The organism is Kitasatospora sp. NBC_01302 (assembly GCF_035976515.1).
In the GTDB taxonomy this organism is placed as follows: Bacteria; Actinomycetota; Actinomycetes; order Streptomycetales; family Streptomycetaceae; genus Kitasatospora.
The window spans coordinates 8327343-8345973 of record NZ_CP108404.1; the positions used below are offsets into that span (position 1 = coordinate 8327343).

Consider the following 18631-nt stretch of genomic DNA (forward strand, 5'->3'; position numbering starts at 1 on the left):
TCGGCAGGACACGTATTCCGGCAGCGTGCCGGAGCGTCTCCCACGGGTATTTCGTCCTGCCGCATTTTTCCGTGCCCGCTCCCGCTTGCCGGGATCAGCACACTTTGTCGCGCATTCTCGCACCCGGGACACCGCGGGTGATTCCGGCTGCCCCCGTGCGGTCGGGCGCACGGACCAGGACGAAGGAGAGTTGGGCCAGTGAGCAGCCCCGAGGTTCCTATCGCGGCCGAGACGGATGTGGCGATCATCGGCATGTCCGGGCGCTTTCCCGGCGCGGACGACCTGGACTCCTTCTGGCGACTGCTGAGCGAGGGGCGCGAGGGCATCACCCGGTTCAGCCGCGAGGAGCTGGCCGCGGCCGGCGTGCCCGCCCGGCTGCTGGACGACCCGGGCTACGTGCCGGCCCACGGGGTGCTCCCGGACGTGGACCTCTTCGACACCGGGTACTTCGAATTCACCCCGGCGGAAGCCGAGTTCACCGATCCACAGCACCGCATCCTGCTGACGGCCGGGCACGCCGCGCTGGAGCACGCCGGCTACGACCCGGCCCGCTACGACGGGCTGATCAGCGTCTGGGCCGGCGCCGCCATCAACACCTACCTGCAGCAGCAGGTGCTGCCCAACGTCGACCAGACCACCACCTCCAACCACTTCGCGGTGATGGTCGGCAACGACAAGGACTTCCTGGCCACCCGGCTCTCCTACAAGCTCGACCTCAAGGGCCCCAGCTACACGGTGCAGACGGCCTGCTCCACCTCGCTGGTCGCCATCCACCTGGCGTGCCAGGGGCTGATCAACGGCGAGTGCGACATGGCACTGGCCGGCGGCGTCACCGTCAAGCTGCCGCAGACCAAGGGCTACCTCTACGAGGAGGGCGCCATCCTGTCCGAGGACGGGCATGTGCGCACCTTCGACGCCGAGGCCAGCGGCACCGTGCTCGGCAACGGCGTGGGCGTCCTGGTACTCAAGCTGCTCAGCGACGCCATCGCCGACCGGGACACCGTCCACGCCGTCATCAAGGGCACGGCGACCAACAACGACGGCTCCGGCAAGGTGAGTTTCGCCGCGCCCGGCGCCGCCGGCCAGACCGCCGTGATCCGCGAGGCGCACGCGGTCTCCGGGGTGGACCCGCGCTCGATCAGCCATCTGGAGGCGCACGGCACCGCCACGCGGCTCGGCGATCCGGTCGAGGTCTCCGCGCTCACCAAGGCCTTCCGGGCACAGACCGAGGAGACCGGATTCTGCGCGATCGGCTCGGTGAAGTCCAACCTCGGCCACCTGGACGCCGCGGCGGGAGTCGCCGGCGTGATCAAGACCGCGCTGATGATGAAGCACCGCACGCTGGTGCCGACCCTCAACTACCGCACCGCCAACCCCGCGATCGACTTCGCCGCCGGCCCCTTCACGGTCAGCACCACCACCGCGCCCTGGCGGGCGGAGGGCCCGCTGCGCGCCGGGGTCAGCTCCTTCGGCATCGGCGGCACCAACGCCCACGCCGTCCTGGAGGAGGCGCCGCCGGCGCCGGTCGCCGAGGAGGCAGCCGGCCGACAGGTGCTGGTGCTCTCCGCGCGGACGTCGAGCGCCCTGCGCACGGCCGCCCACCACCTGGCCGACCACCTGGACGACAGCCTGGCCGACCGGCCGGACGGCGGACCGGCGGCCACCCTCGCCGACATCGGCTACACCCTGGCGGTGGGCCGCCGCGCGCACGAGTACCGGCTCGCCGTCTGCGGCACCGACCGCGCCGAACTCGCCCGTGCGCTGCGGGAGTCCACGATCCCGGCGGAGCCGGCGGGCGGTGAGCTCTCCTTCGTCCTCACCGAGCAGGTGACCGGCGCCGGCGACCTCGCCGAGCAGTGGTGCGCCACCGAACCGGTCTTCGCCGAGCATTACCGGGCCGCCCTCGCGGCCGGTGCGGGCGAGCACGGCGAGCGGGGGGCGGCGTTCGCGCTGCAGTACGCGCTCGGCCGGCTCTGGCTCGGCTGGGGCCTGCGCCCGGTCGCGGTGCACGGCGACGGCCTCGCGGCCCGCGCCGCCGCCTGCGTGATCGGGGCGCTCGACCTGGCCGACGGCGCCGCCGCAGCGGCCGGGACCGCCGCGGCACTGAGCACTGCGGCGTCAACTGCCGCCAAGGGAACGCGGATCGCGCTGCGCGGGGCGCAGGAGGAGGTGCGCGGCCTGGTGCTGAGCGTCGACTCGGTGCGCGCGGGCGGGCCGCGGGAGGCCGTGGCCCGGGCCTGGGAGGCCGGGGCGGGCATCGACTGGCAGGCCTGGTTCGCGGGGCAGCAGCGCGGCCGGGTGCCGCTGCCGACCTACCCCTTCGAGGGTCGGCGCTGCTGGATGACCGGCCCAAAGGCCCCCGCCGCGACCGTCTCCGGTCAGGGCCCGCACCCCATGCTGGACGAGAACGTCTCCACCCTGGACGCCTTGGCCTACCGCAGCACCCGCTCGGGCAGCGAGTTCTACCTGGCCGACCACGTCGTCGGCGGCGAGCCGGTGATGCCGGCGGTCGGCTACCTGGAGCTGGCCCGGGCGGCGGGCGAGCTCCAGAGCGGCGGCCCGGTCCAACTGCGCGGCGTCTCCTTCGACCAACTCCTCTCCTACGCCCGGGGACCGCGCACCGCGCTGGTCTCGCTCTGGCGGGTGCGCGATGCGGTCGGCTTCGAGATCACCGAGCAGGACGAGGTGTACGCGGCGGGGGAGATCCGCACCGGCGCCGTCGAACCGCCCGTCGCGGTCGACCTCGACGCGCTGAGCGCACGGTGCACCGAGGTGGTCCCGCACCAGGACTGCTACGCCGAACTGCGGTCCCACGGGCTGGAGTACGGCCCCCGGATGCGGGCGCTTGCGGAGGTGGCGCTCGGCGAGGGCGAGGCACTCGCCCTGCTCGAACCGCCCGCCGGGGCCGAGTTGGCCGGCGCGCTGCTCAACCCGGCACTGCTGGACGGCGCGCTGCACGCCCTGGTGGTGCTGCTCGCCCGCTGCTACGGATCGGCGGCCGAGGGCTTCCTGCCGCTGGCGCTCGGCGAGTTGAGCGTGCATGCACCCGTCGACGGGCCCTGCTGGGTGCGGGTGGCGCTCGGGCGGCTCGGCGAGCGCACCGCACACGCCGAGCTGACCGTGCTGGACTCGCACGGGCAGGTGCTGGCCGAGCTGCGCGATCTGACGGTCCGTGTCCTGGCCGGCTCGCACAACTCGGCGCTGCTGGAGCGCCGATGGACCTTGGCCGCGGCGCAGGCCTCGGCCGAGCCGGTCACGGCCCCCGGGCGGCGGATCGGCAGAGCGGTGGTGGTCGCCGCCGAGGCAGACCGTCGCACCGAACTCGCCGAGCTGCTGCGCTCCTTGGGGGCCGAGCAGGTCACCGCGCTCGCCCCCGGCGCGCAGCTCGCCGCGGCCCCGGACACCGTCCTGGCCGATGAGCCCGAGCCCGGCCAGGCGCTGGCCCTGGTGCGGCAGTTGCTCCGCGGCCGCCCGAAGGCGCCGGTCCGTGTAATGCTGACGCACCGTCATGATGCCGCTGGCGCGCGGCCGGAGTATGCCGCGCTGGCCGGCTTCGCCCGCGCCGTGCGGGCGGAGAACCCGCTGCTCGCGCTCCAGGTGGTCGGCCTGGCCGAGGGTGTGGACGGGGCGGCGGCGCTCCGCGCGGAGCTGGCCGGCCCGGGGCACGAAGCCGAACTGCGGTACACCGCCGCGGGGCGCGAGCTGCCGCACCATCTCCCGGCGGCGGACACCGGGCCGGTCGCCGTCCGCGACGGCGGCCTCTACCTGATCACCGGTGGCGCGGGCGGCCTCGGCCGGGCCGTGGCCGGCTTCCTGCTGGGCCGGGCCGATGCCCGGGTGGTGCTGCTGGGCCGCAGCGAGCTGTCCGGCGCGGAGCTCGACCCGCGGGCCGTCCACCGCCGCGTCGACGTCACCGACCCCGCCGCGCTCGCCGAGCAACTGGCGCAGATTCGCGAGGAGTTCGGCCCGATCAACGGAGTCGTGCACGCCGCGGGCGTGCTGCGCGACGGCTTCGCCCTCACCAAGACCGACGCCGACTTCGCCGCCGTGCTGGCCCCCAAGGTGGCCGGCCTGCGCGCGCTGGACGAGGCCACGGCGGACGATCCGCTCGACTTCTTCCTCGCCTTCTCCTCGATCGCCGCCCACATCGGCAGCGCCGGGCAGAGCGACTACGCCTACGCCAACGCCTTCCTGGAGGCCTACGCCGAGCGCAGCCCGCGGGTGACCGCGATCGCCTGGCCGATGTGGGCCGAGGGCGGGATGCGGCAGAGCGCGGAGGCGGCGGCGGAGATCGCCGGGCGGACGGGCTTCGGGGTGCTGCCCACCGCCACCGGGCTGGCCCTGCTGGAGCAGGCCCTCGGCGCCCGCGGTGCGCTGCTGGCGGCCTACGGCGACACCGGGCGGATCGCCGCGGCGCTCGCCCCGGCCGCCTCGCCCACCGCTGCCTCGCCCGCTGCCGCTTCGCCCACCGCTGCCTCGCCCACCCCGGCCGAGCGCGCCGCCGCCGAGCGCGCCGCGCAGACCGGTGCGGACGGCGGTGCGGACCCGCGGGCCGACGCCCTGCGCCTGCTGCGCGAGCTGATCGCCGCCGAGACCGGCCTGGACCCGGCGGAGCTCGCCGCCGCCGCGCCGTTCGACCGCTACGGCATCGACTCGCTGATGATCACCAAGCTCAACCGTCAGCTGGACCGCCGCTTCGCGGGCCTGTCCAAGACCCTCTTCTTCGAGTACGCGACCCTGGGCGAGCTGGCCGACTACTTCGCCGAGCAGCACGCCGCCGACCTGCGCGGCGCCTCCTCCGACCGGCCAACCCCGTCCACCACCGCGCTCCCGGCGCTCGCCGCCGCGCCGCGGCAGGCCCGGACCGCCCGCACCCGCCGCGGCATCGCCCCCGAGCCCGAGCCCGAGCCCGTCCCCGAGAACGAGCCCGCCCCCGAGAACGACGCGATCGCGATCATCGGCCTGGCCGGCCGATACCCGATGGCCGACGACCTCGACGAGTTCTGGACCAACCTGCTCCAGGGCCGCGACTGCATCAGCGAGATCCCCGAGGACCGCTGGGACCGCGACCGCTGGTACGACCCCGACCCGGCCGCACCCGGCCGCGCCCACACCCGCTGGGGCGGCTTCCTGCGCGACGTGGACCGCTTCGACCCGCTCTTCTTCGGCATCTCGCCCCGCCAGGCCGAGCTGATGGACCCCCAGGAGCGGCTCTTCCTGCAGAGCGCCTGGCACGTGCTGGAGGACGCCGGCTACCGGCGCGCCGAGCTGTCCGGCCGCCCGGTGGGCGTGTACGTCGGCGTGATGTACGGCGAGTACCAGTTCCACGGCGCGCTGGACGTGCTGGGCACCGGCGGCCCGCTGACCGGCTCCTCGTTCGCGACCATCGCCAACCGGGTCTCCTACACCCTCGGCCTGTCCGGCCCCAGCCTGGCGCTCGACACCATGTGCTCCTCCTCGCTGACCGCGATCCACCTGGCCTGCGAGAGCCTGCGCCGGGGCGAGAGCGAGCTGGCGATCGCCGGCGGCGTCAACGTCTCGGTCCACCCCTACAAGTACGCCTTCCTCAGCCAGGGCCGCTTCCTCTCCTCCGACGGCCGCTGCCGCGCCTTCGGCGAGGGCGGCGACGGCTACGTGCCGGGCGAGGGGGTCGGCGCCGTCCTGCTGAAGCCCTACCGGCAGGCGCTGGCCGACGGCGACCGGATCCACGGCGTCGTCCTGGGCAGCGCGATCAACCACGGCGGCCGGACCAACGGCTACACGGTGCCCAGCCCGCACGCCCAGCAGCGCGCGGTGAGCGCCGCGATGGCGCAGGCGGGCCTCGCCCCGGAGCAGATCGGCTACATCGAGGCCCATGGCACCGGCACCTCGCTGGGCGACCCGATCGAGCTGACCGGCCTGACCAACGCCTACCGCTCGGCCGGTGCCGAGCCGGGCCGCTGGCCGATCGGTTCGGTCAAGTCCAACGTCGGGCACCTGGAGTCCGCGGCCGGTATGGCCGGCCTGACCAAGGTGCTGCTCCAGTTCGCCCACCACACCCTGGTGCCCTCGCTGCACTCGGCCGAGCTCAACCCGAACATCGACTTCGACCGCTCGCCGTTCCGGGTGCAGCGCGAGGCGGCCGACTGGCCCGCGGGCGACCAGCCGCGCCGGGCCGGACTCAGCTCCTTCGGCGCGGGCGGCGCCAACGCGCACCTGGTGCTGGCCGAGTCGCCGCGCCTCGACCCGCGCGCCGACCGCCCGGCCGGCGAGCAGCGCACCGCCGAGCCCGTCCTCTTCCTGCTCTCGGCGCGTGACGAGGAGCGGCTGCGCGCCTACGCGGGGCAGGCGGCGCACTTCCTGGCCACCGAGCACGTCGAGCTGGCCGACCTGTGCTGGACCAGCCAGGTGGGCCGCGAGGCCATGGCGGCCCGGCTGGCCGTGCTCGCCACCGACGGCGCCAGCATCCTCGCCGCGCTGCGCGACTTCGCCGCCGGTGGCCCACTGCCCGAACTCACCGACGGCGGCGCGGCGTTCGCGCCAGGGCCTGTCCCGCCGATAGCCGAGCCGGCCAGGCGCTGGCTCGCCGGCGCCGAGGTGGACTGGGCCGCCCAGCACACCGACCGCCCCGGCCCGGCGCCGCGCCGGGTGCGCGCGCCGCGCTACCCGTTCGCCGCCGAGCGCTACTGGATCGAGCTGACCCCGCCCGCGCCCGGCGCCCAGGCGCTGCACCCGCTGGTGGACGCCAACGAGTCCACCGTGTCGGAGCTGCGGCTGCGCAAGACGCTGCGCGCGGGCGATCCGCTGCTGCGCGACCACGTGATCGAGGGCCGGGCGCTGCTCGCCGGCGCGGCCACCCTGGAGTTCGTCCGGGCCGCCGCCGCGCTGGTCGAGCCGGGCGTGGGGCACGCGCTGCACGAGGTGGTCTGGGGCCGCGCGATCGAGCTGCCGGCCGGCGAGCTGGCGCTCTACGCGGCCTTCCGGCCCGGCCCGCAGGCGCTGGACTTCGAGGTGTACAGCGAGGGCGCGCAGGGCCGGGTCACCCACGCCCGGGGCCGCGCCGTCCCCGGACCGGCCGCCGCGCCCGCCGCCACCGACCTGGCGGCGCTGCGCGCCCGGCTCGCCCCCGTGCGCGACCGGGCCGGCGCCTACGCCGACTACCGGGCCGCGGGCTTCGGCTACGGCCCCTCCTTCCAGGTCATCGACGAGATCCGCAGCGGCCCGGCCGAGGCGCTGCTGAAGCTGTCCGGCCCCGAGGCGGCGGCGGGCGTGGAGCCGGCGCCGGCGCTGCTCGACGGCGCGCTGCGGGCCTGCCACTGGGCCGGGCGGAGCACCGCGCCCCGCGCCGGCGAACTCGCCGTGCCGTTCAGCCTCGGCGCCGTCGAGCTGTTCGCCCCGCTGCCCGCCGTCGTCTACGCGCACGCCCGGCTGGTCTCGGAGACCGCCGGGGTGCGCCGCTTCGACCTCACCGTCCACGACGAGCAGGGCCAGGTGCTCGCCGAGCTGCGGGACTTCGCCGGCCGGATGCCGAACGCCCCGAGCCCCGGGAGCGGTTCACCGCGCGCCTACCAGCCCTACTGGCATGCCGCCGCCGAGCCGGAGCCCGGTGCGACGGCCGGCACCCTGCTGCTGGTCGGCGAACTGCCGGGCCTGGAGCCCGCCCTGGCCGCGACCGGAGCTTGGCAGCGGATCGTCACCATCGCCGAAGACCCCGACCGGATCGGCGCGTTGCTCCCCGAACTCGGTGAACTGCCGGGCCTGGACGTGGCGTTCGTCGCGGGCCTGGCCGACGCGCCCGCCCTCGGGCAGGACTCCACCGACGCCCTGGCGCTGGACGCCGAGCTGGACCAGGCCTGCTTCGCCGTGCTGGAGGTGCTGCGCGCCGCCGAGTCGGGCGCGCTCCGGGGCCGGGTGCGCTGCCTGCTCGCCCACCTGCAGGACGACGGGCAGGACCGCCCGGGCCGCGCCGCGCTGGCCGGGTTCGCCCGCTCCACCGGCGCGATCGCCCCGCGCTTCGAACTGCTCACCCTGGGCCTGCCCGCCAGCGCCCCCGCCGCCGAACTGGCCGCCGCGCTGGCCGTCGAGCTGCGCGCCGCGCCGCGCGCCGCCGGGCTGGAGGTGCGCCGCACCCCGGCCGGCGACCGCGAGCTGCGCGCGCTGCAACCGCTGCCGGACGGCGCCGCTGCCGACTCGCCGCTGCGCGAGCAGGGCGTCTACGTGATCACCGGCGGCAGCGGCGCGATCGGCCGCCTGCTGGCCGAGCACCTGGCGCGCAGTTGCCGGGCCCGCCTGGTGCTGATCGGCCGCTCCGCGCCGGACGCCGAGGCGGCGCGCTGGCAGCAGTCGCTGGCCGAGCGCGGCGCCGAGGTGCTCGCGCTGCGCGCCGACGTGGCCCGGGCCGAGGAGCTGGCCGCCGCGCTGGCCATGGCCAGGGAGCGCTTCGGTGCGCTGCACGGGGTGTTCCACCTGGCCGGGGTGGCCGACGACGGCCGGGCCACCGACGGCGGCCGGGAGCGCTTCGCTCGGGTGCTGGCGGCCAAGACCCGCGGCCTGGTCCAGCTGGACCAGCTGACCCGCGCGGACGCCCTCGACCTCTTCGCGGTCTTCTCCTCGGTCTCCTCGCTGGTCGGCGACTTCGGCGCGGCGAGCTACGCCACGGCGAACCGCTTCGCCGACCTCTACACCGCGCGCCGCCAGGCCTGGGTGCGCGAGGGCGCCCGCAGCGGGCGCAGCCTCGCGCTGGACTGGCCGCTCTGGTCGGTCGGCGGGGTCGATGCCCTGGTGCGCGAGGAGGAGCTGACCGCCTACACCCGGCGCAGCGGCATGCCCGCGCTCACCGCCGAACAGGGGCTGGGCGCCTTCGAGCACGCGCTGACGGCCGGCGACGCGCCCTGGCTGCTGCCCGCCTGGGGCGAGGCGGCGGCACTGGATGCTGCGCTGCTGGGCGAGCCGCCGCGGCCCGCGCCGCTCGCCACCCCCGCGCCCGTCTCCACCCCCGCGCCGGTGACCGCTCCGGCGAGCGAGGGCCGGCGCACCCGGGCCGCCGTGGTCGAGCACCTGCGCACGGTGCTGTCCGGGGTGCTCAAGCTGCCCGTGGGGCGGTTGGACAGCCGCGTCGCGCTCGACGACTACGGTCTGGACTCGGTGCTGGTCATGGAGTCCAACACCCTGCTCGGCAAGGACTTCCCGGGGCTGCGCGGCACCGTCTTCTTCGAGTGCCGCACCGTGGAGGAGCTGGCCGACCACCTGCTCGCCGAGCACCCGGAGGCGGTGGCCCGCAGGTTCCCCGAAACCGCTGCCCCCGCACCGACCCACCACCGGGCGGAGCCGGTTGCCGCCCCCGTCCCCGCCGTGAGCACCCCGGTGCGCCCGCAGCCGGCCACCGAGGAGCCGATCGCGATCATCGGGATCAGCGGGCGCTACCCGCAGGCCCGCGACCTGGACGAGTTCTGGCGCAACCTCGCGGCCGGCCGCGACTGCGTGACCGAGGTCCCCGCCGACCGCTGGGACGCCGAGGCGCTGTTCGACGCCGATCCCGCGGCGCCGGGCCGCAGTTACAGCCGCTGGGGCGGCTTCCTGTCCGACGTGGACTCCTTCGACTCGCTCTTCTTCCAGATCTCGCCGATGCAGGCCCGCTCGATGGACCCGCAGGAGCGCCTCTTCCTGGAGACGGCCTGGTCGGCGCTGGAGAACGCGGGCTACCCGCCCTCGCGCATCCCCGCACCCCGGTTCGGTGGCCAGGGGCACGACGTCGGCGTCTTCGTCGGCGTCATGTGGGACGACTACGCCATCCTCGCCGCCGCCGAGTCGGCACGCGGCAACCACCAGGTGGTCCTCGCCAACCGGTCCGCGATCGCCAACCAGGTCTCCTACTTCGGCGACTTCCGCGGGCCCAGCGTGGTGGTGGACACCGCCTGCTCGGCCTCGCTGGTGGCGCTGCACCAGGCCTGCGAGAGCATCCGCCGCGGCGAGTGCTCCTACGCCATCGCCGGTGGCGTCAACGTGGCCGTGCACCCGGACAAGTACGTGCACCTCAGCCGCAAGACGATGCTCTCCGCCGACGGCCGCTGCCGGGCCTTCGGCGCGGGCGGCAGCGGGTACGTGCCGGGCGAGGGCGTCGGCGCGGTGCTGCTCAAGCCGCTCTCGCGGGCGGTCGCGGACGGCGACACGATCCACGCCGTGATCCGCTCCACCGCCGTCAACCACGGCGGGCGCACCAGCGGCTTCACCGTCCCCAACCCGCACGCCCAGCAGGCCCTGGTCGAGCAGGCGTTGGCCGCCGCGGGCATCAGCGCCCGGTCGATCGGCTGCCTGGAGGCGCACGGCACCGGCACCGCGCTCGGCGACCCGATCGAACACACCGCGCTGGCGCAGGCGTTCGCCCGGCACACCACCGACACCGGGTTCTGCGCGCTGGGTTCGGTGAAGTCCGCGATCGGCCACCTGGAGGGCGCGGCCGGGATCGCGGGTGTCACCAAGGCGGTGCTCCAGCTGCGGCACGGCACGCTGCTGCCCACGCTGCACGCCGAGGAGCCCAACCCCGTCATCGACTTCGACCGCTCGCCGTTCACCGTGCAGCGGGAGACCGCACCCTGGCCGCAGCCGCGCGACGCCGACGGCCGGGTGCTGCCGCGCCGGGCCGCCGTCAGCTCCTTCGGGGCGGGCGGGACCAACGCGCACGTGATCCTGGAGGAGTACCTCGCCCCGCAGTGCTCGCAGCCCTCGCAGCTTCCGCAGCCTGTACAGCCTCCGCTGCCCGAGCTGATCGTGCTCTCGGCCCGCACCGAGGACCGACTGCGCGCCTACGCGGCCGAGTTGGGGCGCGCACTGAGCGCCCCGGCGCAGCCGGTGCGGCTCGCCGACCTCGCCTTCACCCTGCGGGTGGGCCGGGAGCCGATGGGCGAGCGGCTGGCCTTCGTCGCCGCCGACCTCGCCGAGGCGGCCGAGCGGTTCGCCGCCGTCGCACGCGGCGAGGTCGGCCAGTGGCTGCACCACGGGCAGGTGAAGCAACATCCGCCGCTGGAAGGCCTGTTCACCGAGGGCAGTGGCGGCGAGGAGTTCCTGGCGGCCCAGGTGCGGGCGGGCGAGGACGACCTGCTGGGCCGGCTCTGGGTCTCCGGCATCACCCTGGACTGGGACCTGGTGCACCGGCTGCGCCCGGCCGCCCGGCGCCGGGTGCCGCTGCCGAGCTACCCGTTCGAGCGGGTCCGGCACTGGCTGGACCTCACCGCACCGGTAACCACTGTACCCAGTAAGGCAGTTGACCGGACTTCCCGGACCTGGCGGCGGCTCCTCCCGGCCGGCGCACCGGTGCTGCGCGACCACGTGGTCGGCGGGCGCCCGATCCTGCCCGGCGTCGGGCACCTCGACCTGGTCGCCGAGGCCCGCGGCGGACTGACCGGCCAGGCCCTGGCGGACGTGCGCTGGCTGGCCCCGCTGGCCGTGGCCGGGGCCGAGGAGCAGGTCACCGTCCGCTTCGAGGACGAGCAGCACGAGCAGCACGGCGAGCGCTACGAGGTGCTGGGCGCCGACGGCGCCGTCCGCTCGCGCGGCCGGCTGGTGGCCGCGCCGCCCGCGCCCGAGGCGGTGGACATCGCCGTGCTGCGGGCGGGCCTGGCCGCCGGCCCCGAGCGGGACGCCTTCTACCGGCTGCTCGCGGGCCAGGGGCTGCCGTACGGGCCGTTCTTCCGCCGGGTCGAGCAGGTGTGGACCGGACCGGACCAGGTGCTCGGCCGGATCGGCGCGGCCACCGAGGAGGCGGCCCACCCGCTGCACCCCGGCGTGCTGGACGCCGCGCTGCACACCGTCGCGGCGCTGCTGGTACGGCGCCGGGGCGGGCAGGCCCGGCCGATGCTGCCCTTCGCGGTGGACCGGGTGGAGGTCTTCGGCCCGGTGCCGCCGACCGGCTGGTCGCACGTCCGGGAGACCGGGCCCGACCGCTGCGACGTGCTGGTGCTGGACGAGGCGGGTGCGGTGCGGGTGCGCTTCACCGGCCTGACCTACCGTGAGGCGAAGCCGCCCCTCCAGGTCGGCTACCGGCCCACCTGGACGCCTCGGGCCGCCGCAGGCGCTGCGGCGCCCGTCGACCGGGTGCTGCTGGTCGGCGCCCGGCTGGACGCCGCGGGGCCGGACGGGGCGCTCGCCGCGGGCCTCGCCGAGGCCCACCGGGGCGCGCGGCTGGTGCGGCTGCCGATCGGCCCCGGCGGCCTCACCGAGGCACAGCTGGACCGGGCGCTGACCGAGGCGGGCGGCCCCGAGCTGATCTACTTCCTCGGCGCCGAGCCGGACCGGGAGCCCGCCGACCGTGCGGGCGTGCGCGCGGCACTGGACGAGAGCGCGGTCTCGCTCTACCGCCTGGTGCGCGCACTGGACCGGCACCGCTTGCTGGAGCGCGAGGTGGGCCTGAAGGTCGTCACCACCGGCGTCCACCCGCTGGAGCCGGGCGACGACTCGCGGCCCTGGGCCGCCGGGCTGGCCGGGCTGGCGATGGTGGTCGGCAAGGAGTTCCCGAACCTGCGGGTCGCGCTGCTGGACCTGCGCGCGGCCGAGATCGCCACCGCGGTGGCCCAGGTGGTGGCCGAGCCGTTCGCGGCCAGGCCGGTGCCGGTCTCGGTGCGCGGCGGAGTGCGGCGGGTGCGGGAGCTGGAGCGCGTCGAACTCCCACTGGAGAGCAGCAGGTTGCGGCGCGGCGGGGTCTATCTGATCATCGGCGGCCTGGGTGCCGTGGGGCGGGACACCTGCCGGTACCTGGCCCGCGCCTACGGCGCCAAGCTGGTCGTGGTCGGCCGCTCCCCGCTGGACGACCAGCGGCGCGAGACGATCGCCGAGCTGACGGCGGCCGGGGCCGAGGTGCGCCACCTCGCGCTGGACGCCACCGACCCGGTCGCGCTGGGCGAGGCGATCGCCTTCGCCAAGCGGGAGTTCGGCGCCCTGCACGGTGTGGTCAACGCCGCGATGGTGCTGGTCAACCAGGTGGTGCGGGAACTGCCCGAGGCCGACCTGCGCGCGGCGCTGCAGTCCAAGACGGACGCCACCTGGAGCGTGCTGCGGGCAACCCGCCAGGAGCAGCTGGACTTCGTGCTCTTCTACTCCTCCGGCGTCGCCTTCGAGGGCAACCACGGCCAGGCGGGCTACGCGGCGGGCTGCACCTTCGCCGACGCCTACGCGCTGCACGCCGCCCGCACCCTGCCCTTCCCGGTGCGGGTGCTCAACCTGGGCTACTGGCACGCGGGTGGCGACGAGGCGCGCGAGCGGGTGCTGCGCCGCTTCGCGGCGGCCGGCATCCGGCCGATGACGGCGGAGCACGGCATGGCCGTGGTCGAGCGGCTACTGGGCGGCGAACTGCCCCAACTGCTGGCGCTCGACGCCGACCAGCGGATCCTGGACAACCTGGGTGTCGCACCGGACCGCACCCTGACCGTGCTGCCCGGCACCGCCCCAGCCGCGCTGCCCGTCGTCCGCTCCCGTCACACCGGCCTGCCCGACGGTGAGTTGATGGATCATCAGCTCGCAGTGGCGGAGCTGGAGGAGATCTCCCACCGCCTGCTGGCGGCGGCGCTGCACCGGGCCGGGCTGTTCGACGGGCCGGCCGGGCACGGCGAATCGCGCGCCGAAACGGCCGCCCGACTGGGCGTGGTGGCCGAGCACGCCGCGCTCTTCCAGGCGCAGCTCGACATGCTGGCCGCCGCCGGGTACCTCCGGATCGAGGGCGATCGGGTGCGCAGCGTTGGCCGTGCGGTCGAGCGGGAGGCCGACGTGGTCCGCGAGCTCGACGAGCTGATGGACCGTCAGAAGAGCGTGGCCCCGGTGGCCGAGCTGCTGCGGGACTGCCTGGCGGTGCTGCCCGAGGTGCTCACCGGGCGGATCGGCGCCATGGAGGTGCTCTTCCCCGACGGCTCGCCCGAGCGGGTGGCCGCCGTCTACCGGGGCGACCCGGTCACCGACCGCTGCAACGCGGAGGTGGGCCGGCTGATCGTCGAGCAGGTCGAGGCCCGGCTGGCCGCCGCCCCCGGCAGCACGGTGCGGGTGCTGGAGGTCGGTGCCGGGACCGGCGGGACCAGTGCGGCGGTGCTCGCCGCCCTTGCGCCGTACGCCGACTCGGTCGACTACCTCTTCACCGACGTCTCCCCGGCCTTCGTCCGCAAGGGGCGCCAGCGCTTCGGCGCGGAGCACCCCTTCGCACGGTTCGAGGTGCTGGACATCGAGGCGGAGCTGTCCGGCGGGCCGGTGGTGCTCGGCGAGCACGACGTGGTCTTCGGCACCAACGTCTTCCACGCCACCGGCCGGCTGGGCCACACCCTGGCGCAGACCAAGCGGCTGCTGCGGGCCGGCGGCGTGCTGCTGCTCGTCGAGGGCACCCGGGCCCAGCACCAGCTGGCGCTGATCTTCGGCCTGACCACCGGCTGGTGGCTCTTCGCCGACCCCGAGCAGCGGCTGCCCGGCTCCCCGCTGGCGAGCGAGCGGCAGTGGCGGGACGCGCTGGCGGCCTGCGGGTTCCGCCACCTGGACGCGGCCCCGCCCACCACGGAGGCGGGCCCGGCCTTCCAGAGCGTGATCGCCGCAGTCAGCGACGGCCTGGTGCCGGCCGCCGCGCCGATCGCGGACCACGCCCGACTCCAGCCGCAGCTCCAGCCCGTGACCCCGGCTCCAACCGGTCGGGACGACGCGCTGGAGCGGGTGACGGCGGTCTTCGCCAAGGTGCTGGAGATGGCCCCGGAGCAGCTGGACCCCGACCTCACCTTCGAGAACTACGGGGTGGACTCGCTGGTGACGCTGGAGCTGACCCGCGCGCTGGAGGCGGTCTACGGCCCGCAGCCGGCGACGCTGCTGTTCGAGCGGATCACCATCCGCCGCCTCGCCGACCACTTCCGCGCCGAAGCACCACCGGCCCCGAACCGGACCCCGGCCCCGGCATCGGCCCAGACCCCGCCCCGGGCCCCGATCCCGGCGAACGCCCCAGCACCGGAGCAGGCGCCCGAACCCGCCCCGGCCGGCGAGGTCGAGAGCCTGGTGGCGGGCCTGTCGGACGCGGCCGTCGACGAGCTGTTGGCCGAACTGCTCGCCCAGCGCGGCGAGACCGAAGGAGGCGCACGATGAGCGCGGAGCCGTTCAGCTGTGTGGTGGTGGGCGAGGAGGCCCTGTTGGTCGAGTGCACCAGGCTGCTGCTGGCGCGCGGGCACACGGTCACGGCCGTGGTCTCCCCGTCGGACGACCTGGTCGGCTGGGCCCGGGCCGAGGGGCTGGCGGCCGTGCCGTTCGGGCCCGACCTGGCCGAGCGGCTGGCGCCGCTGCGCTTCGACTACCTGTTCAGCATCGCCAACCTGCGGATCCTGCCGGACGAGGTGCTGGCGCTGCCCGCCCGGTTGCCGGTCAACTTCCACGACGGACCGCTGCCCCGGCACGCCGGTCTCTTCGCCACCAGCTGGGCCATCCTGGACGGCGACAAGCAGCACGGCGTCACCTGGCACGTGATGACCAGCGAGGCCGACACCGGCGACGTGCTCAAGCAGCGCGCCGTCCCCGTCGGCCCGGCGGCCACCGTGCACGACCTGGACGTGGCCTGCTTCGAGGCGGGCATCGAGTCCTTCGCCGAGCTGGTCGACGAGCTGGCGGCCGGCACGGCGACCCGCACCCCGCAGGACCTCGGACTGCGCAGCTACCACGGCAAGTACGACGGACTGCCGCGCGCCGGGCTCTTCGACTGGCAGCGCCCGGCCGCGGAGCTGGACGCCCTGGTGCGCGCCACCGCGTTCGGCCGCCGGCGCAACGACTTCGGCACCGCGCTGCTCGCCCTCGGCGACGACCCAGGGACCGGACAGGCCCTGGTGGCCGTCCAGGGCGTGGAGGTCACCGACCGGCTCTCCACCGCCGAGCCGGGCACCGTGGTCGACGCCACGCCGCAGGCGATCACCGTGGCGACCGTCGACCGGGACGTGCGGCTCACCGCGCTGGCGTGGCTCACGGGGGAGCGGGTCGACCTGGTCGCCCTCGCCGGGACCCTCGCCACCCGGCACGCCGGCCGCTTCACCGGGCTCACCGAGGACGAGGTGGCCCGGCTGGCGGCGGACGGCCGCGCGGCGCACCGCGCGGAGGGCCGCTGGCTGCGCGTCCTCGCGCAGCTGGAGCCCGTGCTGCCGCCGCGATTCGGCCGGCTCGGCGAACTCGGCCAGGACGAGCGGCCGGTGGGCCCGGTCGTGCTGCCCGAGCCACTGCGCGCCGCCGCTGCCGACCCCGCACCCCTCGCGCTGGCCGCCGTGCTCGCCTTCCTGGCCCGGCTCTGCCGCGGCGGCGAGCGCGACGTCGCGCTGCCGGTGCCCGGCGGTGCGCCCGGGGGCCTGCTGGCGGCCGAACTGCCGCTGCGGGCCCCGGAGGAGCTGCTGGAGCGCACCCTCCCTGAGCTGGCCGAGCAGCTCGGCGCCGAGCTCGCCGCGCTGCGGTCCCGCCCGCCCTACCGGCGCGACCTGCTGCTGCGCCACCCGCAGCTGGCCGGGGCCGCCCGCGCCGCGCTGCCGGTCGCGGTCCTGCTGCCCGGCAGCGAACTCGCCTCCACCGACAGGGCGCTGGTCATCAGGATCGACTCGACCGGCGAAGTGTTTTTCCAGGGAAGCGAACTGACGGACGCGCAACAGAGCTGGCTCGGTGCACACTTCGCGCTCCTGCTCGCCGCCGCGGCGGCCGAACCGGCACAGCCGCTGGGCCGCCTGCCGCTGCTGACCGCCGCCGAGCGCGCGCTGCTGCTGGATGCCTGGAACGACACCGCCGAGGAGTACCCGAGCGGGCGCACGGTGACCGGACTCGTCGCCGACCTCGCCAGCGCCGCCCCGGCCGCCCCTGCCCTCCGGTTCGCGGACCGCGAGCTGAGCTACGGCGAACTGGACCAGAGCGCCGACCAGTTGGCCAGGCGGTTGATCGACCTGGGCGCCGGCCCCGGCTCCCTGGTCGGCGTCTACCTGGAGCGCTCCCCGGAGCTGCTGATCAGCCTGCTGGCGGTGCTGAAGACCGGCGCTGCCTACGTGCCGATCGACCCGATCTACCCGCCGGCCCGGATCGGCCACATGCTGGCGGACTCCGGCGCCCGGCTGGTGCTCACCGACGAGGCGCTGAGCGCGACGCTCGCGGCCTTCCCGGTCACCCCGGTGCTCGCCGCCCCCCGGAGCGCACCGGAGCAGGCGCCCGTCGAGCCCGTGGACCGCTCGGTGCCCGAGGCACCGGCCTACGTCATCTACACCTCGGGCTCCACCGGCGTGCCCAAGGGCGTCCAGGTGGGGCACCGGGCGCTGGTCAACTTCCTGTGGACGATGGCCCGGCGGCCCGGCTTCGGCTCCCAGGACTCGCTGCTGGCGCTCACCACCGTCTGCTTCGACATCGCCGGTCTGGAGCTCTACCTGCCGCTGGTGCGCGGCGGGACCGTCGAGGTGCTGCCCGCCGCGGTGGCGGCCGACGGCTTCGCGCTGCGCGAGGTGGTCGAGCGCTCGGCCCCCACCGTGCTGCAGGCCACCCCCACCACCTGGCAGATGCTGCTCGCGGCCGGCTGGCCCGGCGATCCACGCTTGCGCGCGCTCTGCGGCGGCGAGCCGCTGCCGACCGCACTGGCCGAGCAACTCGTCACCAGAGTCGGCGAGTTGTACAACATGTACGGCCCGACCGAGACCACCATCTGGTCGACCGTCGAGCGGGTGCACCCCGGTGCGCCGGTCACTGTCGGCCGTCCGATCGGCAACACCCGCTGCCACGTGCTGGACGAGCGCGGCCTGCCCGTGCCGCCCGGCATCCCGGGGGAGCTGTACATCGCGGGGGACGGCGTCGCCGACGGCTACCTCGGCCGGCCGGAGCTGACCGCCGAGCGCTTCGTGACCGCCCCCGGCGGCACCGGCCGGGCCTACCGCACCGGCGACCTGGTGCGCCACCTGCCGGACGGCCGGCTGGAGTACCTGGAGCGGATCGACGGCCAGATCAAGCTGAACGGCTTCCGGATCGAGCTGGGCGAGGTGGAGTCCGCGCTGCGCCGGCTGCCCGAGGTGACCGCCGCGGTGGCGCTGGTCCGCGAGGACCAGCCCGGCGAGCGCCGCCTGGTGGCCTACGCGACCGGCACGGCCGCGCTCGCCCCGCCCGCCGGGCTGCGCGAGGCGCTGCGCGAGGGCCTGCCCGGCTACATGGTCCCGGCCGCCGTCGTGGTGCTGCCGCAGCTGCCGCTCACGCCGAACGGCAAGATCGACCGCAAGGCGCTGCCCAGGCCCGGCGTGGCCCGGATCGCGGGCGGCGCGGCGGCGGTGCGCACCGGCCTGGAGCGCCGGATCGCCGAGGTCTGGTGCGAGGCACTGGGCCTGGACTGGGTCGGCGCCGAGGACAACTTCTTCGACCTGGGCGGGGATTCGCTCAAGCTGACCTCGGTGGCGGCGGTGCTGCGCGAGCGGCTCGGGCGACCGGTCACCCGGCTGGACATGTTCGGCCACCCGAGCGTCCGGGCGATGGCGGCCCACCTGGCCGCCGGCGAGGACGAGGGCGCCGGACCGGCGAAAGCCGCCCAGCCGCGCCGCGGCCGGGACACCGCCGCACTGGAACAGCGGCGCGGCCGGCGACGGGGGCGGCCGTGACCGGGAGCGCCCCACCCACCGCAGACCCCGCCAGCACCTCAGCAATCCGATCCGAGACG

Annotated in this window: 2 protein-coding genes; both read left to right on the forward strand. The window is 75.9% G+C overall.

Annotated features, from left to right (window positions below; all coding sequences use genetic code 11):
• Positions 1–198: 198 nt before the first annotated feature.
• Positions 199–15075 (forward strand): SDR family NAD(P)-dependent oxidoreductase, encoded by a 14877-nt coding sequence (locus tag OG294_RS36250; protein WP_327070808.1) that lies wholly within the window; start codon positions 199–201, stop codon positions 15073–15075.
• Entirely contained in the window at positions 15072–18572 is a 3501-nt protein-coding gene (locus tag OG294_RS36255) for an amino acid adenylation domain-containing protein (RefSeq protein ID WP_327070809.1), read from the forward strand. The genes OG294_RS36250 and OG294_RS36255 overlap by 4 nt, the downstream gene beginning before the upstream one ends.
• Positions 18573–18631 lie beyond the last annotated feature (59 nt).

Coding starts and splice junctions, on each gene's coding strand:
- OG294_RS36255 (WP_327070809.1), top strand. CDS start 15,072: ATGAGCGCGGAGCCGTTCAGCTGTGTGGTGGTGGGCGAGGAGGCCCTG.